Origin of the sequence: Chryseolinea sp. T2 (assembly GCF_037203685.1) — a bacterium.
GTDB lineage: Bacteria > Bacteroidota > Bacteroidia > Cytophagales > Cyclobacteriaceae > Chryseolinea.
Genome location: NZ_JBBCAU010000001.1, coordinates 174,265 through 199,067 on the forward strand (window position 1 = coordinate 174,265; position 24,803 = coordinate 199,067).

Annotated in this window: 15 protein-coding genes and 1 tRNA gene; 5 read left to right on the forward strand and 11 right to left on the reverse strand. The window is 46.2% G+C overall.

Annotated features, from left to right (window positions below):
* Window positions 1-11 precede the first annotated feature (11 nt).
* Complete coding sequence (gene der, locus WBG78_RS00745) at window positions 12-1,319, reverse strand: ribosome biogenesis GTPase Der (protein ID WP_337324446.1); 1,308 nt, start codon at window positions 1,317-1,319, stop codon at window positions 12-14.
* A 7-nt stretch (window positions 1,320-1,326) separates the two neighbouring features.
* Window positions 1,327-2,214, reverse strand: a complete 888-nt coding sequence (era, locus tag WBG78_RS00750) for a GTPase Era (RefSeq protein WP_337324447.1) — start codon at window positions 2,212-2,214, stop codon at window positions 1,327-1,329.
* Between the two features lie 459 nt (window positions 2,215-2,673).
* On the opposite strand from era, the gene WBG78_RS00755 reads away from it, so the two are divergent.
* From WBG78_RS00755 to WBG78_RS00765, 3 genes are all read left to right on the forward strand, one after another.
* Window positions 2,674-3,837, forward strand: a complete 1,164-nt coding sequence (locus tag WBG78_RS00755) for a glycosyltransferase (protein ID WP_337325274.1) — start codon at window positions 2,674-2,676, stop codon at window positions 3,835-3,837.
* 152 nt (window positions 3,838-3,989) lie between these two features.
* Window positions 3,990-4,880, forward strand: a complete 891-nt coding sequence (bla, locus tag WBG78_RS00760) for a class A beta-lactamase (RefSeq protein ID WP_337324448.1) — start codon at window positions 3,990-3,992, stop codon at window positions 4,878-4,880.
* 49 nt (window positions 4,881-4,929) lie between these two features.
* Window positions 4,930-7,284, forward strand: a complete 2,355-nt coding sequence (locus tag WBG78_RS00765) for an ABC transporter permease (RefSeq protein ID WP_337324449.1) — start codon at window positions 4,930-4,932, stop codon at window positions 7,282-7,284.
* A gap of 22 nt (window positions 7,285-7,306) precedes the next feature.
* On the opposite strand, the gene WBG78_RS00770 is transcribed toward WBG78_RS00765, so the two are convergent.
* Both WBG78_RS00770 and WBG78_RS00775 read right to left on the reverse strand, forming a co-directional pair.
* On the reverse strand, window positions 7,307-8,029 hold the full coding sequence (locus tag WBG78_RS00770; protein WP_337324450.1) for a hypothetical protein: 723 nt from the start codon (window positions 8,027-8,029) through the stop codon (window positions 7,307-7,309).
* Window positions 8,030-8,267: 238 nt separating this feature from the next.
* Window positions 8,268-9,497 carry a hypothetical protein gene (locus WBG78_RS00775; RefSeq protein WP_337324451.1) on the reverse strand — a complete coding sequence of 410 codons (1,230 nt, stop codon included), beginning with the start codon at window positions 9,495-9,497 and terminating at the stop codon, window positions 8,268-8,270.
* A 393-nt stretch (window positions 9,498-9,890) separates the two neighbouring features.
* Here WBG78_RS00775 and WBG78_RS00780 point away from each other — a divergent pair, with 393 nt between their 5' ends.
* The gene (locus tag WBG78_RS00780; RefSeq protein WP_337324452.1) at window positions 9,891-13,184 is read left to right on the forward strand and encodes a T9SS type A sorting domain-containing protein; all 3,294 of its coding nucleotides are present in this window, start codon (window positions 9,891-9,893) and stop codon (window positions 13,182-13,184) included.
* An 83-nt stretch (window positions 13,185-13,267) separates the two neighbouring features.
* On the opposite strand, the gene WBG78_RS00785 is transcribed toward WBG78_RS00780, so the two are convergent.
* Together WBG78_RS00785 and WBG78_RS00790 are read right to left on the reverse strand one after the other, a co-directional pair.
* Window positions 13,268-13,340: transfer RNA gene (locus WBG78_RS00785), tRNA-Met, on the reverse strand.
* A gap of 168 nt (window positions 13,341-13,508) precedes the next feature.
* Complete coding sequence (locus WBG78_RS00790; RefSeq protein WP_337324453.1) at window positions 13,509-13,889, reverse strand: VOC family protein; 381 nt, start codon at window positions 13,887-13,889, stop codon at window positions 13,509-13,511.
* 320 nt (window positions 13,890-14,209) lie between these two features.
* On the opposite strand from WBG78_RS00790, the gene WBG78_RS00795 reads away from it, so the two are divergent.
* Window positions 14,210-15,334: a cellulase family glycosylhydrolase gene (locus WBG78_RS00795; protein ID WP_337324454.1), complete on the forward strand. Its 1,125-nt coding sequence runs from the start codon at window positions 14,210-14,212 to the stop codon at window positions 15,332-15,334.
* Between the two features lie 75 nt (window positions 15,335-15,409).
* On the opposite strand, the gene WBG78_RS00800 is transcribed toward WBG78_RS00795, so the two are convergent.
* From WBG78_RS00800 to WBG78_RS00820, 5 genes are all read right to left on the reverse strand, one after another.
* Window positions 15,410-16,717 carry a DUF2231 domain-containing protein gene (locus WBG78_RS00800; protein WP_337324455.1) on the reverse strand — a complete coding sequence of 436 codons (1,308 nt, stop codon included), beginning with the start codon at window positions 16,715-16,717 and terminating at the stop codon, window positions 15,410-15,412.
* 8 nt (window positions 16,718-16,725) lie between these two features.
* Window positions 16,726-18,240 (reverse strand): DUF1501 domain-containing protein, encoded by a 1,515-nt coding sequence (locus WBG78_RS00805; RefSeq protein ID WP_337324456.1) that lies wholly within the window; start codon window positions 18,238-18,240, stop codon window positions 16,726-16,728.
* A gap of 5 nt (window positions 18,241-18,245) precedes the next feature.
* Window positions 18,246-21,449 carry a DUF1553 domain-containing protein gene (locus WBG78_RS00810; RefSeq protein WP_337325275.1) on the reverse strand — a complete coding sequence of 1,068 codons (3,204 nt, stop codon included), beginning with the start codon at window positions 21,447-21,449 and terminating at the stop codon, window positions 18,246-18,248.
* A gap of 137 nt (window positions 21,450-21,586) precedes the next feature.
* A complete protein-coding gene (locus tag WBG78_RS00815; protein ID WP_337324457.1) occupies window positions 21,587-24,265 on the reverse strand; it encodes an ABC transporter permease in 2,679 nt (892 codons plus the stop codon).
* On the reverse strand, window positions 24,262-24,594 hold the full coding sequence (locus WBG78_RS00820; protein WP_337324458.1) for a PadR family transcriptional regulator: 333 nt from the start codon (window positions 24,592-24,594) through the stop codon (window positions 24,262-24,264). The genes WBG78_RS00815 and WBG78_RS00820 overlap by 4 nt, the downstream gene beginning before the upstream one ends.
* Between the last annotated feature and the right edge of the window lie 209 nt (window positions 24,595-24,803).

Below are 24,803 nucleotides of genomic sequence, written 5' to 3' on the forward strand. Positions count from 1 at the left end.
GTGTAAGAAAATTATTTTTTACGAAAGATTAATCGAAGTGGAACGCCTTCGAAATCGAAATAGTGACGCAGTTTGTTTTCCAAAAATCGTTCGTAAGATGGTTGAATGTACTGTGGCAAATTACAGAAGAAAACAAACGATGGAAATCGCGCATTTACCTGGGTAATGTATTTTATGTTGATCAGTTTGCCTTTCATCGACGGTGGCGGCTGACGTTCGATTTCCGGTAAGATTGTGTCGTTTAGCTTGGCCGTTGGAATCTTCTTAGTCTTGTTGTTAAAGACTTCCACAGCCTTCTCTACTACCTGGAAGATACGTTGCTTTTCAAGAGCGGAAGCAAAGATGATGGGCAGGTAATCTATCGGCGCCAGCTTCTCCATGATCTCTTTCTTATACTTGTCGGCTGTCTTGGTATCCTTTGGGATAAGGTCCCACTTGTTAACCATGATCAGCATACCCTTACCCTGACGGTTTGCCAGGTTTATCAGGTTTACTTCCTGAGCTTCGATGCCGCGTTCTGCGTCAACCACTACAATGCAGACGTCGCTTTCCTCAAGCGCACGAAGGGAACGGAGTACCGAATAAAATTCTATGTCTTCTTTAACTTTCGACTTCTTTCTGACACCAGCGGTATCGATAAGAATAAAGTTCTTGCCGTATAAGTTATAGTGAGAATGAATGGCATCGCGAGTAGTACCTGCTTCGTCCGTTACGATGGTACGCTCAGTACCCAGCAACGCATTCAGAAGTGATGACTTTCCAACGTTAGGCCGCCCGAGGATAGCGATCTTTGGGATGCCGGCATCCGGATCTTCAACGCCATCTGTGGGGAACGTTTTTATGAGTTCATCAAGAAGCTCACCCGTGCCACCTCCGTTCTCCGCTGATATCGGATAAATCTCGCCAAGGCTCAACTCATAGAACTCGGCAGCCATCATACTCTTCTCCGGTGTATCTGACTTGTTGGCTGCTACGAAGATTGGCTTCTTGCTTGTGCGTAATACGTTTGCAAATTCTTTATCAAATCCGGTAAGACCATCTTTCGTGTCAACCATAAAGATCACGGCAGATGCTTCGTCGATGGCAAGTTTTACCTGCTTTCGTATCTGAGATTCGAATTTGTCTTCTGATCCTGTTACATAACCACCTGTATCGATAACCGTAAAGTATTTGCCACACCATTCGGCATACCCATAGTGTCTGTCGCGTGTTACGCCAGGCATGTTGTCCATGATCGCTTCACGCTTTTCCGTGAGGCGATTAAAGAACGTTGATTTACCCACGTTGGGTCTTCCTACAATTGCTACAATGTTGGCCATTTCTTTATTATTCGGTATAGCCGAACTGCCTTAGGCGGGCAGACTGTTTTCTCCAGTTATCGGCAACTTTTACGTGTGTTTCGAGGAAGACCTTCTTCCTGAAAAAGGATTCCATGTCTTTACGCGCGTCCATTCCAACCTTTTTAATGGCGGAGCCGCCCTTCCCAATGATGATACCCTTCTGTGAATCCCGCTCAATGTATATTGTGGCGCTTATGCGAATGATATCTTCAGCCTCCTTAAAAGATTCGATTGCAACCTCGGTGCTATACGGCACTTCTTCTTCATAGTTAAGAAAGATCTTCTCGCGTAGAATTTCAGAAGCGAAGAAGCGTTCGGTACGATCCGTGTATTCATCCTCCGGAAAGTATGGAGGATGCTCAGGGATCATTTCGATCAGCTTAGGCATAACGGTGTCGGTATTGGTCCCTTTCACTGCCGACACGCATAGTACCTCTTTCAGGTTCGGCAATTTCTCACGCCAATACTGAACCCGCTCGTCGACAACAGCTGCTTTCACCGAATCAATTTTGTTGATGATTAACAAGACCGGTGTATGGTGATGAACGAAGCGTTTGTATAGTTCCTCGTCAAATTTCTCATCGGGAGTGACCACGAGCAGAATGAGGTCGGCATCATCCAACGATACTTTCACGTAGCTCATCATCGCTTCGTGAAGTGAGTACTTTGGTTCAAGGATGCCGGGGGTGTCTGAATAGACGATCTGGTAATCTTCGCCGGTGAGGATTCCCATGATACGGTGCCGGGTCGTCTGGGCTTTGGGTGTTATAATAGAGAGCTTCTCCCCCATAAGGCGATTCATAAGGGTTGACTTCCCGACATTGGGCCGACCCACGATGCTTACAAAACCTGATTTAAAGGGCTTTTTCTCCATTTGCGTGCAAAAATAGAAAAATGGGTGCTTAAAGTCTCTGGACTCAATGATCGAGATCGTTTGCGACCGCGCCTGTTTTGTACTATTTTTATATAGTCACTGACGCCCCCACCCACATGGTTTAATGTGACAATTGCATCTGTAATGTACTGATTTTCAACTTATTCTCCATTTTCAAAATGGGAATGAATTTGTTGTAAAAACCCCGGTTACCAAGTAGAAGATAATAGAGATCAACAATTTGAAGGAATGCTTTAACAGGTGCGTTTTATGCGCCCCGTGTTAAGCACCACCGATAATTGTGGCAAGGCTGCACCAGGAATTCCAGGTTTGGCGACGCCGCATAGTGTTAGGTTTTAAAAGTGAGCAACCCCCGTAAAAGCAATGATTGCTGAAAAACTAGGAAATCAGGCAAGTAGCACTGCGTCTATGATTATTCAACGACCAGTCTTGAACATAGTGTTCCTGGCCCACCCCGATTTTGTTGGACACGTTAGCATGCCACGATTTCATGGAATGCTGTTGGAAGGAATGAGGAAGCGTGGCCACCGGGTTATGACGCTTACGCCAAAGCCAATATTTCATTCATTACCCTCGCCGGAAAAGCTCAAAAAATGGCTTGGCTATATTGACCAGTATTTGATATTCCCCGCGGAAGTAAAAAAGGAGATGAAGTTGCTTCCTGACAACACTCTTTTTGTGTTTACCGACAACTCGCTCGGTCCCTGGGTTCCCCTTGCTTCGAATTTGCCACATGTGATCCACTGTCACGACTTTATGGCCCAGCAAGCGGCACTTGGGCAGATAGAAGAACAGAAAATCAAGTGGAGCGGAAGGCAATATCAAAAGATGATCCGAAACGGCTATTCGTCCGGAGTGAACTTCATTTCAGGATCCGAATGCACACGACGGAATCTTTTAAAATTCCTGCCCTCGCCTCCGCGTATTTGCGAACTTGTTTACAACGGATTGTATACACGCTTTGAGCGTTATGATTCACAAGAATCACGCGCCACGCTGAGCAAACAGTTTGGGCTAGACCTGTCGGGCGGATACCTGTTGCACGTTGGTGGAAACCAGTGGTATAAGAACCGAATTGGAGTAATAGAAATTTACAATGCCTGGAGAAGAATTTCCTCCATCCGACTTCCTCTGTTGCTTATAGGACTCAAACCTTCAACAGCAGTGCGGGAGACGTATGAAGCCTCCCCTTACAAGGATGACATCCATTTTATTTCAAACGCCAACAATCAACTTGTTAACAAGGCTTACTCAGGAGCAACCGTATTCCTTTTCCCTTCAAAGGCCGAAGGATTTGGATGGCCCGTAGCTGAAGCGATGGCGTCTGGCTGTCTGGTGGTCACCACCGACGAGGCCCCCATGACTGAAGTTGCTGGTGATGCAGGATTTTACATTCCACGACGCCCGAACAATGGCAAGAATCTGGAGTGGGCGAAAGATGCCGGATTGCTTGTTGAGCGAATCGTAAGTTTCAATGAAACAGAGCGGGCCGCGGCCATTGAGGCCGGCCTTAATAACGCCAGAAGATTCGACACTGACGAAGCTCTTGATAAGATTGAAGAAATCTATTACAAGATCGTTGACGAGCATCGCCAGAAATAGAAGGTTGCCTCACCTCTCTCTTGTTCGAAGGATAGTACATTTCCAAAGTGCCAGCCCCTTGCCGTGCTGCAATTTGTGCTATTATTCATTTAAATTGACGCTGTTAATGCTGGCGCTTTAAATCTTTCGGCGCGCCAACAACAAGCAGCGCTATGTCAATAAGATTAAGTCTTCTGTGCATCGTACTCTTCATCGGTCTTAATGCGACCGCACAAAAATCCCTGCGCAACCAGATCGGCGATATCGCAGAATCAATTTCCGGAGATGTTGGTGTCGCCATGCGTCTGATTGAACGTGGTGACACGCTTTCTTATCACGGTGCACACCCGTTCCCTATGCAGAGCACCTACAAGTTTCAGCTTGCCCTTCAGGTGATGACTGATGTCGACAACGGTAAGTTGAGTCTAGATCAGAAGGTGTTCATATCGAAAGATGAATATTTTCAGACGCACAGCCCTTTGATGAAAGAACATCCTGACGGCAACATCAATCTTACTGTTGGTGAGGTATTGAAGTATATGATTGAATGGAGCGACAATGTAGCTTGTGATATTCTGTTCAAATTGGTGGGTGGTCCGAAGCGTGTTGATCTGCTGATGAACAGCAAGGGTATCAAAGACATGGCCATACGAAACACTGAACGTGAGATGCATGGCAACGATCAGCTTCAATATCAAAACTGGACAACGCCTCAGGTGATGGTACACTTGTTGTCGAAGTTTTATACTTCAGATATACTATCTGAGAAAAGCCGAAAGGAATTATGGAACTTAATGGTGATTACAAAAACGGGTCCGAAGCGACTGCGGGGCATGTTGCCCGATGGCACCGTTGTCGCAAATCGCACCGGCACTGGAAACATCACTAAAGATAGAAGGGTATCAGCGGTGAACGATGTGGGAATCATTGAACTTCCAAACGGTGAACATCTGGCGATTGCTGTATATATTACTAACACTCACGAGGAGATTCCGGAGGCAGAAGAAGTAATTGCAAGTATCGCGAAGGCTGCTTTTGATCACTTTGGTGCAAAGGGTAAATAGTCGGAGTCGACCAGGAATTTCTTCGAAACAAATTCCAAATATGCATGCAATGATTTTTCACAACGTTAAAGTTGCGTTTCGTTCAATGCGGCGCGATAATCTTTTCGCAGCTATTAACATTGCTGGACTTTCTATCGGCATTACGACAACCTTGTTGATTCTTGCCTGGGTCCAGTATGAATATTCCTATAATCATTTTATTGCGAACTATAGAGAGATCTATCAGGTGAAGATCAATTTCGATCACGATGGTTCGATCAGTACCGAGAGTAACAGCCCATTGCCGCTCTATTCCGAGCTTCAAAATTCCGACTCCCGCATTAAGGACGTTTGCTTCACATCGAATTGCTATGGCCATAGCCTGAGGTACAAAGACAAAAAGGCATATAAAGAGGTGCTTGCTGTGTCGCACGAGTTTCTTGAGATGTTCAACATTCCGCTTGTTAAAGGTGAATTCAATTCACTTGACGACCCATACTCGATCATGATCAACGAATCCACCGCTCGTGAATTTTTCGGTGATGTCGATCCCATTGGTCAGTTCATTGTTTACGACAACGTGGCGGAATTAAAAGTTACGGGGATTTTCAAAGACGTTCCTCACAATTCGAGTTTTTGGTTCATGGCGTTGGTACCGACATCGTATGATCAAAAATGGCTGACGGAGGATAATGACAAATGGGATTCGTTTTATCCTACTATGTATATGCGCCTTCGTGATCCTTCGCGTGCCATGGAGGTAAGTGAACACATGAGAGGAATGATCACGCGTCACTTTGATGATGGTACTCATCCGACTCCTTTTTTGTATCCCCTCGATCGCCAGCATTTATACAACGAATTTGAGAATGGCGTAGAGGCAGGCGGAAGGATATGGTATGTAAAACTGTTCTCTGGAATCGCGGTGATTGTCCTTTTGATCGCCTGTATTAATTATATCAATCTCTCCACGGCCCGATCGGAGCGACGTGCACGCGAAGTAGGTATACGCAAAGCAATTGGTTCGGTTCGGGCACAGCTTGTCCGTCAATTTATGACTGAGTCAATGATTTCAACATTGATTGCCCTGGTGATCGCGCTTGTTGCCTTTGAGCTTGCCCTTCCCTGGTACAACACGTTAGTTGGGGCACGCGTGGCCCTGGACTTAGGCACATGGGAATTTTGGTTTATTGTGTTGTCAGTATTTGCTATAACGGCTTTTCTTTCTGGATTCTATCCGGCATTCTTTTTCTCGATGCAGAAACCCATTGATGTGCTTCGTGGCGTAAAGAGTTCAGGTGTTAAAACGTCTTTGCCCAGAAAGGTGCTCGTCACGTTACAATTCGGAGTTGCTATTTTTCTGGTCATTGGCGTACTGGTGATTTATCAACAGATCGAACATGGTTTGAAAAGGAATCTTGGATATGATCAGAATAATCTGATTGTGTTCGCCGTGAATGATCAGATGGAAGAAAGGTACAATGTCATTAAGGATGAGTTGTTAAAAACCGGCGTTGTTGAGAATGTAACCAAATCGAATGAAGGTGTAGAGGTCGATTACTTTACCGATTACGTGGATTGGGATAACAAGAAGACAACCGGAAAGGTCCTGTTCAGTCGCGTCTCTACTGATGCTGATTTTGTGTCGACCATGCGCCTGAAGCTCATTGCTGGTCGTGACTTCCTACCGTTGCTGAAGTCGGATACAGCGTCGGTGCTTATTAACGAGACTGCAGCCAGGATAATGGGATTTCGTGATCCCATCGGAGAGCGTATCAAAACTAAAGACGGCGACCTTACCATCATCGGTATCTTTCAGGACATCGTCAAGGGCTCGCCCTTTGACCAGATAAGGCCTTGCTACATCGGCATGCTTGGCGATGGCAGCAATCATCTCACTATTCGTCTCGCTTCCCAAGACAATACCATGGGATCAATCAAGGTTGTGGAAGAAGTGTTCAGGAAGTTGGATCCACTGAATCATCCAGAATGGTGGATTTTAAGCGATAGCTGGAAATACAATTACAAAAACATCAATGCGGTTGGTTCACTTGCACGAGTGTTTGCATCACTGGCAGTTTTTTTAACGTGCCTTGGTATAGTTGGTTTGGCCGCGTACACAGCTGAACAACGGAAGAAGGAAATTGCTATCAGAAAAATACTTGGTGCGACTTTAAGATCCGTATTGATAATGCTATCGAATTACTTTGTGCGGGCCGCGCTGCTGGCGTTATTGGTTGCTTCTCCCCTTGCCTGGTTAACAATGGACAGCTACTTATACAGGTTTCCATATCGAATAGCTGTTCCGTGGTGGATTATTCCTGTAACTGCGGCGTCGATATTGTCTGTGACGATTTTAATCCTACTGCTACAAACCTTCCGGGTGGCGAGTGCTAATCCCGTTTCGGGGCTTAGAAGTGAGTAGCCGGACTAATCTGCGGCAGCAATCAATCACATCTATACTCATAAGTAAACTTATCGTCTTCCGAAACCGGATACCCACCGGCATTATAGGTGTATGATTTGGTGATGACTCTCCCACCGCCGTACGTGGTTTGAATCGATAACGGGTTGTTGGCAAGGAAGGCCTGTTCTATTGGAAAGCGATAGAGGTAGTAAACTTGCGGGTGTGGCCTTGGATGATCATCCATCGTATATGTATCGGTATATCCAAGAACAAATTCTTTTGTGTTCTGATCGCGGAGGTAAACGGAATTTTTCACTGTGCTCGCATTTGGATACTCGATTACATAATAGTAAAGTATTTCTGACCTACTCCTGTAAAAGATTGCCTTGGTCATTCTATCGGTATCGTCGTATTCAAAAGCTGTTGAATCAACAAAAGGCGCGTCCTGATGCATTGCAATCACTCGTCCTTTCGCATCATAATCAAATAACAAAATTATTCTTGGCCTGGCCTGGCTGTTCGCCTCTGTCCGAATTAATCGACCGCCTGCGTCATAAAAGAAGTTGTCATCGGACTGAAATTCACCCGACACATTCTGGAGCGATCCGTCAGCGTTATAACTGAATATCGCATCTCCACCCTCACTATTTTGCACATCGCCCTTTTTTGTAAGACGGTACGTTCCACATGGACTTTCATCATCACACATTTGAAACAAAACGGCAAATCCCACTAGCAGGACTAAAACAATTATTCGACGCATAGAGGTTAACTTTTACGAATATAGCTTAGCCGTGCTAATTAAGACGATCACTGCGGACGATCGGACGATCCGGATGAATAAAGGAAAAATTTATAGAATTAATGTCCGCCGAAGAGGCCAACGGATGGGTTATGCTCTAAATAAAAGCAGCCGTTAAAGAATGACTTCAATTGTGGAACGGGGGCTACACACGAATCTGTGTCCACCATGACCATGGCGGAGATGTGGACGGGGAAAATCAAAAGACCCTATAGCCAATGATAACCGATACTTTCTGAAATTCGTTTTGCACCTTGAATAGCCCGGTATCTCCATTAGGCAGCAGTACTCCGGCAGTTCCGTTCATTTTCCGCGTCGTATAGTATCGGGCTTCAATAGAGAACCGCCCGTACGTCGCGCCTACGCCCGCTGCAAAATTGAACGTCTTGTCAGAATTACTGGGAGTATTATTGCGACCTTCCCATCCACCGGTGCTTTCAATTGGCACATCAAAGACACCGGCAGCGTTCAGAAAAATATTGGAGCGCTTACCGAGGTAAAAGTAGTGGCGGGCACCCAAGGCCACCTCAAAAGATGTATAGGTTATTGACCTCGCAGCGCTATCCGTCCCGTTTGCCTTGTATGCCTGAAAGGCAGGCTCAAGCCACAGCGCCCATTTCTTACGGTGAAACGGTAATGTAAATTCAAACTCTGCACCCATCCGATAGCACAACTTCTGCTCATAGCTTTCATATAGTCCCTGTTTCATCGTATAGCTATCCATCTGAGCAATATTAAAACCCGGAGTCGCCCTTACGCTTATCATTCTCCTTGAGACTTCATCTTTTGCTGTATACTGATTGCCACCGGAGCATTCATTTTGTTCTGTGAAATAATTGGTCAGCACAGCAATCTCGTATCGCACCGACTTCATCTTTTCAAAAGAGTATTGCAGACAATTTACACCTTCCCGGAGTTGACCCAGATATTCACGATTCTTGGCTACCTGTCTTGGTTCGTTTCTCGTAGATTCCTTCTCATAAAGTTTGAACACAAGTTGGGTAATGGGGCCGTCATCTACCCGGTAGAAGAATCTCTCTTCGCCTGCACGCTCGCAATAAAACAAATCGGCATTGCCATCCACGAGCACCCTTACGAAAAGGCTATCGTGAACCCATTCGGGTTCTTTGAAATTGCTCATTTTCCGCGTCTTGCTAGAGGAACTATCAACCCTCCCAATGAATCGCACGTATTTGGACGCACCTGCGCCGACCTCCGTTGCGGAACTAACCGACACGGTCTGATTTGATGATGCTGGCTCAGTTCTAAAAGCAAATGCCCGCGGGTTGTCGGACCATGACCTGACACTAACATAACCGTCCTGGCGGTTCCCGTTGATGTCAATAAAGTATCCTTTCTGAAAATCAGATTGAGCAATCAACAAGGGCGAAATGAGGCACAGTGCGATAAGAAGGCTGAAACGAATCATCGGAACAACGTAAAGTGAATTAGGGTAAAATTCGAACTTGCAAGTATCTTAAATTCAACTGTTCAGGCAAGCATTTGGTAGCATATTATGCATATCATCGTCATTACTTCGCCAGATTAAAGTCTTTTGTTGGATAGTGATTCCGTATTACCTTTCGAATTCATTCTGGTGTTCCTCCCACTGCCAGCTTTGAACCAAGATAGATGTCGGTTACGCTTTTGATTATCAGTATTTTAAATTCGCCCGACCTCTTCGTGGCGGATTCAGAATTTCAACCCAGTTAGCGTAAATACAGTTGTAAGCTTCACCGAAATAACCAGTTACGTCTCTGGAAAAATAGGGCCCACACCTACCCACGTTATACTTACTCATTACACTCTAGAACGCCAGCCTATGAAAAGAATTCTACCAAAAGTTGCCGGACTTCTGAACTTTCTATTATTGAGCACATCGTCATTGATCGGTCAAGTCTCATTGGTAAAAGACATCAATTCGCATCCGGCACAATTCACAGCCATAAATGTCTACAACGATATTTTCTGCAATTGTGGAGACAAACTTTTCTTTTCGAGAAACACGGAAAAGGGAGGTGAACTGTGGCGAACAGATGGGACTGAAAGCGGGACCGTCCTTGTTAAAGACATTTACAAAGGTTTTGGTGACGGTGTCCGCGGACCATTGTTTTGCAACGGAACTGGACGTGTCTTTTTCATGGGAGAAGACGCATTAAGCGGACGTGAGCTTTGGGTTTCTGATGGTACGGAGAATGGCACGAGGCTGGTGAAGGATGTTACACCCGGTACCGGCCGTGCAGCCGATATACTTGGGCTATGGGGCACCGACATGTATTTCCTCGCAGATCATGATTCAGACAATCAAATGGAAATCTGGAAAAGCGATGGTTCGCCCAGCGGAACGACGTTAGTAACTACGGTAGGCTTTACGGGCCATTCATTTCCTTATGCAACCGGATTTTCGGATACTCATATCTTCTTTGAAATTTTTCGTGAAGGTCAAAACAACTTTGAATTGTGGGCATTCAATATCGCGGGGAATACAACCGAAAAACTACTTGAGAATGGGTGGGTTAATGACCCGACAAATTTCGGGGACAAGATTCTTTTCGGCGCCGTTGATCAAACCACCTTTACTCAAGCACTGTGGTTGAGCGATGGAACAAGTGGGGGAACAATTAAAGTCAAAGACTTCGGCGCCTCTTATGTCCAATCGTTGATAAAGTATGGTGACAATGTAATATTCACTTCCGGGGGTAGTACGTGGGTAACGGATGGAACGGATGCTGGGACATCAATGATAGCGGGCGGATCAGTCAATGCTTCTGTTGTTGTTGATGGAGATTTTTACGGGCTAGGGTTTGAGTCCTCTACGAATTCCAGTCGGTTACTGAAATACGATGGTACATCTGTAGAAACAATTAACATGGGTGGTGCTTCTGGCGATATCTTAGGATTTGATCAGATTCCGATTTTAGATGGTAAACTGATTCTGCAATATTATAACTCGACTGTCGGCACAGAGATTGGTATTTCTGACGATACTCGCCAGAACATTACACTCTTAAAAGACATCAATCCCGGCGTTGCTAATTCGGCACCACGATCCTGGGTAAATTTTAACAACCGCCTTTACTTCGTAGCCAATGACGTCACAAATGGAAGCCAAATCTGGAGTACGGATGGTACTGAGGCGGGCACATTAATGCTTACTCATCCGAAGTCTACAGGTAATGCCTTTGTCGAACGAGCGAGCCTTGTAGTGAGTGATAATAAATTGCACTTTCTTGCTTCATCGATAGAGGGTACACCGTCTGGTTCCGGGCCAGATCTTTACACGACTGATGGTACTGAACTTGGTACGTTAATGAAATACGATTTCGAAGACGGAGGATTGTATTATTTGGGCAGGACAGATAACGATCTGATTTATCTGAGTCAGCGAAAAATGTATAAGACAAACGGCACATCTCCATCCGTTACAATTGTGAAGGACCTTAGCAATGAATTATTCGGCATTTCTACGGGCGGACCGAATTATACACTTGGCAGTGAATTGATCTTTGCTCTTTTGGATTACAGCAGCCCGACGAATTATGGATATGAGTTCTGGGTCACTGATGGAACAGATGGTGGTACGCACCTTTTAAAAGACATTTATTCAGGCGCCAACAATGGAGTTTCGGGCAAAGGTATTGTTATGGGTTCGAAACTTATTTTTGATGGCATAGATGCCGGAAGCGGATCTGAGCTGTGGGTCACCGATGGCACAGCTGCAGGAACCCAATTGCTAAAAGACATCAATTCCGGCGTAGCCGATTCGAAGCCAGCGGATTTTACCGTTCTCAATGATAAAGTACTTTTCAGCGCTACAACAAGTGATTCGGGGAGGGAAATATGGATCACCGATGGAACAGCGGCAGGAACACACCTGTTGATTGATTTGGTGCCAGGTGAGGCTGGTTCGGACGCTAAAGACCTGATATCTCTGGGTAACCTGGTCCTGTTCACTGCGTTCGATGACACCAACGGATGGGCATTGTGGAAGACGGATGGTACTGAGGCTGGCACGGTAATGGTCAAAGACATTTTACCCGCACACGATAGGCTACGTTTCCCAACCAACATGACTGCTGTTGGAAGCAGGCTTTACTTTAGTGCCGACGATGATGTGCACGGAAATGAGCTTTGGATAAGTGATGGCACATCGGATGGCACCATTGTTATTGATATTCTCAATGGCGACGAGAGCTCTTATCCATCCAAGTTTACCGCGCTAAAGAATGGCGTCGTGTATTTTGAAGCAAATGATGAACTCTGGCGCACGAATGGTACTTTTTCCAGCACATCCCGGGTATCTGAACTTGAGCCCCTGGAGATGATTTCGTTGGAGAACGTACTTTACTTTGTCGCACCGCATCCAGACTATAGTGTTGAACTCTTCAAAGCTGAATTCACAAAGTTCGATCAGCAGCTGATAGTTACTCCTGTTGCCAACAAGACACTTGGAGATGCACCGTTTAAAATCGAAGCGTCTTCGTCATCTGCATTGCCTGTAACAATAACCAGCGAAAGCGAACTTGCGATCCAAAACAATACAGCGACGATTGTTAAAGCGGGCACAGTAAAAATCTCTATCCAACAGTATGGAGATGACGTGTTCAATTCGGCAGAAAGCTCGCTGACCTTATGCATCCTGCCCGCCAAACCTACCATTTCAATAACTGGTCTAGAAATTGGCGAACCCGTGCTTACATCAAATGCAAGTTCAGGAAATCAATGGTATAAAGAGGAATCAGCTCTCGCTACTGAAACAAGTCAAACGTTCGAGCCTTCAGAGGACGGCGCGTATAAACTTACTGTCTCTGTCGACGGTTGCATGAGTACATTTAGCGATGAGGCCGCTGTTATCATCATGGGAGTTGAGTCTCCCGGCGACGGAGTTTCGCTCTTTCCCAATCCGGTCAGGGAAACACTGCGAATTGAAACCGGCGATATTGGGACTGTGTCTATCACGATTACAGATGTCAGCGGCAGCGCTATACGTTCATACGACCTCGGCCGAAATGAAACAGTCAATTACTCGTTAGCTGGCTATCCAGCGGGAGTTTACATTGTTCGCATTGTAACAGAGCAGGGAGTGTCTTACAAGAAAATCATTAAAGACTATTAGCAGACGAAATTGGTTCTCGTTTGGAATTTGTACTTGAAATTGGACACAAAAAAAGCAACCAATGGGCTGCCTTTTCTTTTTAGTAGCGGGGACAGGACTCGAACCTGTGACCTTTGGGTTATGAGCCCAACGAGCTACCAACTGCTCCACCCCGCGATATGATCCCATAACAAATATCACCGGTATTGGTTCCTTTTGTTTGAGGTTGGCAAAAGTATGTTAACGGGTATTAAAAACCAAATCGTTCGAACCATCCGGGAGAAAGCACATGGCAAACGATTGCTTATCAGCATATTATCAAACAAACTAAAGCTAATCCCTGGGTCACTCTTTCAACTCATTGCCCTGATATAGTCCCATAAAATTTCCGGCAGGATCTTGAAAGTGTATAATAATTTCCCCACGGTCCATTGCCATCTTTTTTAGAATCCTACCACCATTCGAAACAATGAGATTACTTGTTGCCTCTGCATCCGCAACCATAATGGAAATAGTGATTCCTGGCTCAGTCATCGGCGAGACCCCAGTTACCCACATTCCACTTACCTGATTTACACTGTCATCGAAGGTTGTATTGCCTCCGTAGTCAGCGCGTATGCTCCAGCCAAAACAGGCGCTATAAAAGTTTGCCGAATGAGCGACGTCTGTGGCAGGTATTTCCAGGTAACAAATTTTCCCATTTGCATATGTCGGTCGATTACTCATAGACTTCTTAAGTTCGTCAATAGAAAACAAACATCACCATCAAAGCCATCGCCATTACTGAGGAGCGTTGGTGTGCAACAACTATTCAACACAGCTACAGGCTTTCTTTAAAGGTCGATTCGGAACAGAAAAGTCCAGGAACAGCTGTGGCGATAAACAATACATGTAATATAACTATCGTTCATCACTATCGAAACACTGATGTCTTGGAATGCCATTCTCTCGTGAAGGAAATTCACTGCAGACGACATTTAAGAATCCGCTTCGGATGTATTCAATGTGAATCTTTCTTTTGTTCAATAAACAGTGTATAATTCAGCATGAAACAATTGAATGATCTGAGTCGACTACTAACCATAGTACTCATCGCTACACTTTCCCTGAGTGGATGTAAAAAGGAGGCAAAGCCTGCGGAAACGGTCGAGGCGCCCGTGGTGGAAGCCCCAAAGACACGTGATATATGGACAAAGGAACAGGCTAACGAATGGTACAAGCAATGGGGATGGCTGCGCGGATCTGACTTTATACCCAGCACAGCAATCAATCAGTTGGAGATGTGGCAGGCCGAAACATTTGATTCAGCAACTATTAACCGAGAGCTGGGTTGGGCGGAGAACATAGGCCTTAATTCAATGCGCGTATATCTTCATCATCTCGCATGGGAGATCGATCCGGAAGGATTCAAGCAACGAGTAGGAACGTACCTCGACATTGCTGATAAGCATCACATCTCAACGTTGTTTGTTTTTTTCGATGATTGCTGGAACCCGACGTATCAGCGAGGCAAGCAGCCTGATCCAAAGCCTGGCATTCACAATTCAGGCTGGGTGCGGGATCCCGGTGACAAGATTCATGAAGATTCAACATTGACTGTGTCATTGGAGAAGTACGTGAAGGATGTAATGAATCACTTCCGCGATGATAAACGAATCGTATTATGGGATCTCTATAATGAGCCGGGTAACTCAAACTATGGCAACAAGTCGATGCCTCTATTGCAAAAGGTATTTCAATGGGGACGCGAGGTCAATCCATCCCAACCTTTGTCCGTAGGTGTCTGGAAGCAGGACCTCGTCGACCTGGGCCATTATCAATTGGATAATTCTGATGTGATCACGTATCACAACTATGCCGATCCGAAGCAGCATAAACATTGGATCGACAGTCTGCGTTCTTACGGACGTCCGCTTATTTGTACAGAATATATGGCGCGAACAAAGGATAGTCGTTTCGATAACATAATGCCCATGCTGAAGGAGGAAAACATAGCCGCCTACAACTGGGGACTCGTTGCCGGTAAGACGAACACTATCTTTGCCTGGAGCGATCCTCGTCCAGATGGCAAAGAGCCTCCGGTATGGTTTCATGACATTTTCCGCAAAGACGGCAAACCATACAAGAAGGAAGAAGTAGCGGTGATCAAGAAATTGACGGGAGCGAAATAGTCGCTGACTATTTGTGAACAGCGTCCGCCTGTGAGTACGATTAAAAATTGGTTGCGCGAAACGGACAGTGAAATGCTATTTCGCACCCGACGACCATCGGTAGATACGCTTTATTGAAGGCAGCTCTTTCAATTTCGAGTAGCCTGCATCCGTTACTTTTGTGTCGTTGATGTTCAGCGCTTCCAGGTGTTTTAGATCTTTCACAATTTCAATTAGATCGTCTCCAACGGAATTGCGTTCCAAACGTAGCTTCTCCAGGTTACTCATCTCTTTTACTGCGACGAGATCTTTTGTCTCCAGATTATTCCCTGAGAGATTCAGCCATACTATATTTCGTGCAATTGCGTGAAGATCGCTTTCGACTTCCTTCATAACGGTACCGCTGGGCAAAATAACATCAAGCATCACTGGCGAATGGAGCATAGCGCGCACCATTACACCATGCTTTCGAAGGTTATCAATGGCAGCCTCGTCCGTAGTAGAGGGAATATCGGGATTCGGTAGCTTTGCATTGATGACTGTTGCATCGTTTAGCCCGCTACCTTCCAATCCAATGATTGCATTAACTATGGGTAACAATTCCTGATGTCCTTCAACCGCAGCGATTTTTAACTCATTAGACGCTTGCGCTTTTTCGATCCACCATGTGATCATGGTTGTTTCTTCTTTCGTCAAAGGTTTCTTTCCGTCTGTGGGCATGAAGTCCTTGTGGTCGGGATCCAATGTAATCCGTCGGTACAGCTCGCTATTAGCAAGGTTGCCTGCTACAACGACGACTCCATCTTTTCCTCCCTTCATCAGGTCGGCGTAGGTACTTACAATCAACTCTCCTTTTCGCTTGCCTTTCCTGTGACAACCTTCACACTTTCGTTCGAGAATGGGAAACACCACGTCTTCAAAGACAAGTGCGTCAGCTGCAGTGAGTGGTTTTGGTCGTTTGATTTTATCTGTTTCCTGAAATGAAAGATAGTCACTGCCGTGCGTGAGGCTGCCACCCTGATGCCCGGCGTACAGCATTACCGTAACGACCAGAAGTCCGAAGGCCGTTGTAAACCGGCGGCCTGCTTTAACGATACCCGTAAACAGCGTAGAAGAAGCTGCCCACCACACTCCCGATGTAATGGCCAGTATAATACCGGCGTTTCTATGGTTTTCAAGAATGTCCTCATCATACGATCCGCTGAGAGATAACAGATAACCGAGCACACATGCTATTGCAGCAAACAGAAAGCCCGCTAACAACGCAGTGCCTACCGCATCTTTAAGATAACGATACTTTGCATGATAGCTGATTACATCAAATGCGGCTGCGATAAGCAGGAATCCAATTGGCAGGTGAACCACCATCGGATGTAATCGCCCCAGAAATCTGATTACCTCCATCGGAATGCCTACGATAATAATGCATTTACCACTTTTCCATGCACGTCTGTGAGCCGGAACCTACGGCCCTGAAATTTATAAGTGAGACGTTCATGGTCAATACCGAGCAGATGCATGAGCGTCGCCTGGAAATCGTGAACATGAACAGGATCTTTAGTGATGTTGTAGCTGAAGTCGTCGGTTTCTCCATAAGATATACCTGCCTTTACGCCAGCTCCTGCCATCCACATGGTAAAACATCTAGGATGATGATCGCGACCATAGTCGGTTGCAGTAAGCTTTCCCTGGGAGTATACTGTCCGGCCAAATTCTCCTCCCCAGATGACCAACGTATCTTCCAACAGTCCACGACGCTTCAAATCAACCACCAGGGCAGCCGTTGCCTGATCTGTATCTTTACATTGCCTCGCAATATTTTTAGGGAGTCCGCCATGCTGGTCCCAACCCTGATGGTATAGCTGCACAAACTTTACATCCTTTTCGAGGAGCTTTCGCGCGAGGATACAATTGGCTGCATAAGTTCCTGCATCCCGACTCCCTGGTCCATAAAGGTCAAATACCTCCTCTGATTCATTCGAAAGATCAATAACTCCTGGCACTGACGTCTGCATCCTGAAAGCCATTTCATATTGAGCAATTCGGTTATCGATTTCCGGATCGCCAAAAGCTTCATTCTGCAGGCGATTCAGCTTGCCGAGGTAGTCAAGCATTTCCTTGCGATCACTTCCGTCGTAACCATCAGGATTATTAAGAAACAAAACAGGATCCTTTCCAGACCGGAACTGCACACCCTGATGTCGCGTTGGCAAAAAGCCGTTGCCCCACAGTCGCGCATATAACGGTTGATCCTGCGGCGCATTCTTTGAGACCAAAACGATAAACGACGGAAGGTTTAAGTTGTCAGATCCCAGACCATAGCTCACCCATGATCCGATGCTCGGCCTTCCTGCGAGTTGGTTTCCTGTTTGAAAAAAAGTAATCGCAGGATCATGATTGATAGCCTCGGAATAAAGCGACTTCACGATACAAAGATCATCGACCACCTTCGCTGTATGAGGTAACAGTTCACTTACCCAGGTTTGATTCTTGCCGTGTTGGTTAAACTTATAGATTGATGGAACCATGGGCAACGCCGCCTGACTTGCACTCATGCCTGTAAGACGTTGACCCTTCCGGACTGATTCGGGAAGATTCTGTCCTGCGAGATTAAATAGTGCAGGTTTGTAATCAAATGTTTCAAACTGCGATGGTCCACCTGCCATAAACAGGTACACAACTCTTTTGGCCCGGGGAGCAATGTGCGGAATTGCTGCCAGTATCGCTTCCTGCGAGGACGCATCCTCCGGTCCGGATTTCGACGTGCTTGCCCGCAATGCGTCCATGCCCAATAGACTCCCCGTTGCTAATGCTCCGAGACCAAGCGATGTCTTCATTAGAAAATTCCGCCGGTCAAGTTTCCGATTCAGAAACGAAGCCTCAGGCGTATTCAATCTGAATTCCTCATCGTGATGTGAATGTCCCATAGACATCATCTTTTGGTTAGTGTTGCATCCGAGTTCATGATGGCGCTGGCAACTACGGTATTTGCCGCAACCAGCGATGTGTCCAGCTTCCGATCGACAGAGTACTGTCCGGTGGTCAGCCATCCTTTTGCCTTTTCAGGATGATCGCGGAACTTCTTGTATTCCACCTGTTGAAGTTCCAGCAATAAATCAACTTCCTTCGAATCTGGAGTTCGACCGGTAAGTCGGCGATACGCATTTACTACGCCTTCACGTGCATTGCTGTCTGTTGTCATTTGTTCTCCCAAAACACGAGCCGCTTCAACGAAGGTTGGATCGTTCAGCGTTACAAGTGACTGGAGTGGCGTATTGGTTTTTTGTCTACGCACCACACAATAGCTTCGACTGGGCGCATCGAATGTTGCCATCGTCGGATGAGGCACAGTTCGTTTAACTATGACATACAAACTTCTTCGATACAACGCCTGCCCTGTATCCGGGACATAACGTGTATTATTAATTTCCCAAAGTCCTTCAGGCTGATAAGGCTTCACGCTCTTTCCGCCGATCTCCTTTTTCAGCAGGCCGCAGGCAGCGAGTGCATTGTCTCTCATCATTTCCGCCGACAATCGATTAGCCGGACCATGTGACAAAAGTCTGTTCTCGGGATCCTTAGTCCTGGATTCCTGAGAAGCACGTGAGTCCCGCCGGTAAGTCGCCGACATCACAATGAGCTTCTGCAGTTTTTTTACATCCCACCCGCTGTCACGGAAAGTTATTGCCAGCCAATCCAACAGCTCCGCATGACTTGGCAGTTCTCCCTGGTTTCCAAAATCCTCCATTGTCTTTACGATTCCGGCTCCAAAGTAATTCTGCCAAAAGCGATTCACGGCAACTCGTGCCGTCAACGGATGATCATCGCGAATCAACCACTCCGAAAGTCCGAGCCTGTTCTTAGGAAGATCACCTGGAAAAGGCAATATAGAAGCGGGCGTGTTGCCGACAACCTCTTCCCCAAATGCATCGTAATTACCGCGCAACAGCACGTGAGACTTTCGCGGCCTGGCCATCTCTTCCATGATCATCACTTCCTTTATTGACTCTACGGAATCTGCCCGGGCATTACGGACGGCTCTTAGCTCCTGGAGCGAAGCAGCAACTTCCTTATTTACAGCAGACCGATAGTATACTTTCAGCTCTTCGAACAACTTACTATCATTCCTCATAATCTTACTGGCAGTTTCCGACCACGATTCTTTTCCAGCAATGATCCTTACTTCAAGGGGAGTCACTTCGCGATTGTAAACTGTAATGTCATCTACTCTGGCATCTTTGATTCCCCATCCTCGATCCCAGGCGCCAATCTGCAAACCAGGCTGCCCCTGATACAACAGGATATCCTTGGTAAGATTGTCTGCAACGGTCTCCATAGGCGCTTCCACACCATTTTGATAAAGTCGCAGACCCATTGCACGCGACGAGCCATCATATGTCATCATCAGGTGCACCCACGTGTCTCGTGGAATATTCTCAATGGTGTATTTCCGAATTGCATTCGCCGGCGCCACATGCGACATGCTGAGGCGAAGCTTGTTGTCTTTCAGATACAAATCATAACCGCGGTAGTTGAAGTGTCGCTCCATTGTAGACTTGTGAAAGATCACGCCCTCTTTCAACTCCTTCGGGATGTATACAAAGAGACCAATGCTGAAGGCGTCGCCTTTTCTGAAGAGGCCGACCGGGCTTAGATCCAGCCATGCGTCTCCATTGAGGTGGAGTGCTTTACCATTGCCACGTGATTCGAATACCGGGGACTCCGGCCCACTGCCTAGTCGCACCACACCGGATTGGCGAGTATCCATTGCGTTACGCAGAGACCCGTTGTCAAAAGTGTAGTATCCAACCAGACCGGAGTTCGGCAACTTCCCGTCTGACATTCTGTGCAGGGGATTGCTTTGATACCACGTTTCGAATGCTGCGTCTGCCTGTCTTTCCGATTCGTGCAGCTTGCTCTCCTTCTCATCAACCTCTTTGCTTAGAAATGCAATGATCTTCTCCTGCCGCTCGGTAGGCAACAGCAAGGTTGGGCCAGGCATGGCATCATCCCATGAGATTTGTCCCGCCTCAGGAACATTGTTGAAGAAACTAAACAGTTCGTAATAATTCTTTTGTGAGATCGGATCATACTTGTGATCGTGACATCGTGCGCAGCCCACTGACAAACCCATGAAAGCTTCACCAAAGGTGTTCGTACGGTCAACGACATACTCCGTTTGAAACTCTTCATCGATGATACCACCCTCCATGTTCTGTGCATGGTTGCGATTGAATGCTGTGGCCAACTTCATTTCTTTGGTAGGATTCGGCATCATATCTCCAGCCAGTTGCCATTGAATGAACTTGTTATAAGGATAGTTCTTGTTGAACGCCTGAATCACCCAGTCGCGATATGGTGACATATCGCGGAGCCTGTCAACGGTATAGCCATGCGAATCTGCAAAACGCGCCAGATCCAGCCAGTCGACCGCCATCTTTTCTCCGAACTGCTCACTGTTCAAAAGTCTGTCAACCTGCTTTTCATAGGCATCGGCAGACTTATCATTTAAGAAATTACCGATCTCTTCAAGTGTTGGCGGGAGCCCGGTTAGATCGAGTGACACACGTCGTAACAGCAGCTCGCGGTTAGCTTCGTTGGAGGGAGTGAGTCCTTCGGTCTCCAACCGGTGAAATATGAACCGATCAATTTCATTAATAACTTTCGACTCGTATTGGGTCTTAGGAACTTTCGGCAGAGTTGGTTTTACAAAAGCCCAATGCGGTTTATATTCTGCCCCTTGGTCAATCCATTTTACAAGTATTGCTTTCTCTCTTGCGCTTAGTGTAAGGTGCGACTCAGGCGAGGGCATTAGATAGTCCGGGTCATCGCTAAGGATGCGATGCACCAGTTCACTTCCCTGAGTATTGCCTGGATCTATGGCAAACTTTCCAGGCGATTCATCCAATTCGCCTATGGCATTATCGCGGATGTCTAACCGAAGGCCTGCTTTCTGTTTTGCTTTGTCGGGGCCATGACACACAAAGCATTTATCGCTGAGAACCGGTTTGACATGCAGATTATAGTCAAGGTCCTCCGGTAGTGCCTGATAGGCCTCCGCAACATCATCAGGCAGGGAGACGGAACACGCACTTAATACAGTAAATATAAACATCGCAAAGAAGATGCGATGCATATTGAGGTATTTCGCGCGTTTCAGAGACCGCGTGTGCACTGCCATGGCCTTATGGTTTAAAACCTGTCCGTAACCATCTAATGAACAGATTTATTAGGCCATTCACAATAATTGTTTTTCACGCGGCAATCGGGACGTCACTCGCACTTCAATACGTCGGACGGGTTTCTATGGGCTGCTCCTATTGCCTGTGAACCGATCATGATGATTGCTATTGTCAAAACTGCCAGCAAACCTCCAAACAACTCCCAGGTTCCAATCGGATCGTGATAAGGAAAACGAGTGAGCACCATGGTCTGGAAGAACAACCAGGTTACCGGAAGTGCGATCACCGCCGCTATCGCCAGCATAACCATGAATCCCCGGCTCAGGATCATTACAAGGTCGCTGGAAGATGCACCCAATACTTTACGAATGCTCATTTCTTTCAGTCGTGTCTCTGTGGTGAAAACAACCATACCAAATAGTCCCAACGATGCAATTGAGATAGCCACGAACGATAAGAATCCGATCACCTTTATCATGGCGGAAAGCTCGCTATATGCGTCTTCAATCGCATCATCATAGAATTCAGCGTTGAAAGGATGTACCGGGTCAATACTCTTCCAGGCACTCTGAATCCTGGCGAGCGTTTCAACCGGATCTTTAGTTTCGATACGAACGTTTACAACGCCGTCTCTCCTGTCTTGTCTGATGTAGGCATCAGGTGTCAGATATGTAAATACCACCGGCTTAATCGCTTCGTCGAGCTTTCCATAATGAAAGTCTTTGATCACGCCTACAATTGTAAACTTCTTATTAAGCAGATGATTGTTCATGAAGATTTCCTCGCCTACTGCCCTTTGAGGATCGCCATTGGCGATGTTAAGCAACCTCAGCATTTTCTCGTTTACAATAACTTCGCTTGTCGCCTCCTCAGTCACCGGTCTTGTTATAAAATTCTGACCGGCAACGAGGCTATAGCCGTGCACAGGGATATAGTTCTCATCGACGATATTGTTAAACACCAGCGACGAATCACGTGAATCTTTGAATTTGACAAAACCACCCCATGCATTACCAACACTGGTGATGATCTTCGATTGCGATATGCCAACAACTTCCGGAATCGCCTTCAGCTTACTGATCAACTCGTCTGGTTTGTTGCCCTCCAGTTCGATATTGAGAATGTTCGCGGTGTTGAAACCAAGATCGAACGCGAGAATCTTCCTATACTGTATGTAACCGATGATTGTGCTCGTGATAAAGATCAAAGTGAACGTATACTGAACGACTACAAGCACGCGTCTGAAACTTAATCCCCTGAATATCTTTACGGACGATGCATCTCTCAACGCATTAATCACATTGACTTTAGCAAAGAACAAAGCAGGCAGGAATCCGGCTACAATACCTACACTCATGGCAAAGACGACAAAAGTCAGAGCCATTGGCAGTGTTATTTCCAGCCGCACCATTTTTAGTAACTCAGGAGCAATACCTATGAACTGAGGGCGAAGTATTATAAAAAGTACAAATGAAAACAGGAGGGCAACGAAAGATACAATCACCGCCTCGGAAAGGAATTGCAATCGCACCTGACTTCTTCTCGCTCCAATTACCTTTCTTAATCCGATTTCCTTGAAGCGGCGCATTGACCTGGCTATCGAGAGATTTGTATAGTTAAAACATGCCGACAGAATGACGATCAGTGCTAATCCGCCAATGATCCAGATAACAATGCCCGGCATTACCGGACCTATGGAGTGACCTAGTTCTTCGCCCAAAACGATGTCGTACAACGGAAGGAGTGAGAGTTGGATCTCAGCTTCAACATCATGCATGTTTTCTGCTGCACAAATCCCGTCGAGCTGCTTCTGGATGTCCATTTTATTCGAACCTTCGGGCAGCAGCAAATAGATGTAGTTTCTCTGCCAGACGGTTGACCATTTGGTGAGACCAGGATCCTTTTCGATCCGGGACTCTATTGAACTGTAAGAGACAAGTGACTCGAATTGAATATGGGAAAAGAAGGGTACGTCTTTCAGAATGCCTGTGACCTCGTAATCGAGAGTGTCTATATGAATGGACTTTCCGATGGCATCATCTGAACCGAAGAGTTTCTTCGCAGACGTTTCTGTAAGCACGATAGAGTAAGGTCTGCTAAGCGCAGTCGCAGCATCACCACTCAACATGGGCAACGTGAATATCCGAAGCATAGAAGGATCGGCATAGAGACCCGTCAATGGAACGACAAGGTCAGCAACCTTTGCGTCGCCGGCGAATTCTCCTCTGACATTTACCGTCTCTTCAAGGCCCGACACTCTTTCCCTTATCAGTTCGCCGGCTTTCAGTGACGTTGTTGCAAATTTCTCCCGGTGCCCCGACTTATATTTAGCGTTCGACGTAATGCGATATATCCGCTTTCCCTTCTCATTGAATCTATCGTACGACAGCATGTCGTGTTCGAAAGCTATAAGCAACAGGCCAACGGACATGCTGATGGCAAGTCCGACTATGTTGATGGTTGAGAACAGTTTATTGCGCGTCACATTGCGCACTGATGTCTTCACGTAGCTTCCGATCATGATCCAGTTGAATAAGAGGTTTAAAAGTTTTGGTGCCCGGACAGTATAGGGTCTGAAAAATTTGACTGCATCAATGATGTAAATGAGCTTCGCCCGCAGCGGACCTTTATTTTTAAGATTGCGTTCAAAGTATTCATTCAGATCACCAATAAGATCTTCAGCGAGCTGAGGTTTGCAATACCATTCTATGAATCGTTGCGCCCAGCCTGGTGGCCGGTGATCGCTATTTCCTGGCTTGCGCGATCTCATGCTTTCTTCCATTCTAGTGAAGGAATTCTGTCCCAAAGTTGATCGCGCATCGTCTTGGCGCGGACGAGTCCGGCCTTTCCCGCGCTTGTGAGCTTGTAATATCTCTTGCGTTTTCCGCCGCGGGTAGCTGTTGCCTCTCCCAGCCGGCTTTTTACGAGACCCTTCTCCTCGAGGCGATTAAGCACGGCGTGTACAACGCCAAGCTGAACAGTTCTTTTAGTGTGACTCGAAAGCTCGTCACATACTGCAACACTATAGGCTTCCTCCATCAGCGCAGCTATGGTCAGCAGCACTAGTTCTTCAAATTCTCCAAGGTTCGTACCCTTCATACGGTCATTAATTATTTAAATGTATGTATAATAAAACTTAAATACATACAAAATATGAGTTAATTAAGAAATCGCTTCCACGGGCTTCATTAAGCAAAATCCCTTTTCGCCGAATACCTTTATTTTTTGCAGGCTAAGGCCATCAATAACGGCTGCGCAGTCATTGCTGATGTTGAGATACCATTGAAAAAAATGCATATTGTACTGTA

What these genes read in the sequence shown, in the direction of transcription:
- der (WP_337324446.1), bottom strand. Translation starts at nt 1,319, where the DNA reads ATGGCCAACATTGTAGCAATTGTAGGAAGACCCAACGTGGGTAAATCA.
- era (WP_337324447.1), bottom strand. Translation starts at nt 2,214, where the DNA reads ATGGAGAAAAAGCCCTTTAAATCAGGTTTTGTAAGCATCGTGGGTCGG.
- bla (WP_337324448.1), top strand. Translation starts at nt 3,990, where the DNA reads ATGTCAATAAGATTAAGTCTTCTGTGCATCGTACTCTTCATCGGTCTT.
- WBG78_RS00765 (WP_337324449.1), top strand. Translation starts at nt 4,930, where the DNA reads ATGATTTTTCACAACGTTAAAGTTGCGTTTCGTTCAATGCGGCGCGAT.
- WBG78_RS00770 (WP_337324450.1), bottom strand. Translation starts at nt 8,029, where the DNA reads ATGCGTCGAATAATTGTTTTAGTCCTGCTAGTGGGATTTGCCGTTTTG.
- WBG78_RS00775 (WP_337324451.1), bottom strand. Translation starts at nt 9,497, where the DNA reads ATGATTCGTTTCAGCCTTCTTATCGCACTGTGCCTCATTTCGCCCTTG.
- WBG78_RS00780 (WP_337324452.1), top strand. Translation starts at nt 9,891, where the DNA reads ATGAAAAGAATTCTACCAAAAGTTGCCGGACTTCTGAACTTTCTATTA.
- WBG78_RS00790 (WP_337324453.1), bottom strand. Translation starts at nt 13,889, where the DNA reads ATGAGTAATCGACCGACATATGCAAATGGGAAAATTTGTTACCTGGAA.
- WBG78_RS00795 (WP_337324454.1), top strand. Translation starts at nt 14,210, where the DNA reads ATGAAACAATTGAATGATCTGAGTCGACTACTAACCATAGTACTCATC.
- WBG78_RS00800 (WP_337324455.1), bottom strand. Translation starts at nt 16,717, where the DNA reads ATGGAGGTAATCAGATTTCTGGGGCGATTACATCCGATGGTGGTTCAC.
- WBG78_RS00805 (WP_337324456.1), bottom strand. Translation starts at nt 18,240, where the DNA reads ATGGGACATTCACATCACGATGAGGAATTCAGATTGAATACGCCTGAG.
- WBG78_RS00810 (WP_337325275.1), bottom strand. Translation starts at nt 21,449, where the DNA reads ATGCATCGCATCTTCTTTGCGATGTTTATATTTACTGTATTAAGTGCG.
- WBG78_RS00815 (WP_337324457.1), bottom strand. Translation starts at nt 24,265, where the DNA reads ATGAGATCGCGCAAGCCAGGAAATAGCGATCACCGGCCACCAGGCTGG.
- WBG78_RS00820 (WP_337324458.1), bottom strand. Translation starts at nt 24,594, where the DNA reads ATGAAGGGTACGAACCTTGGAGAATTTGAAGAACTAGTGCTGCTGACC.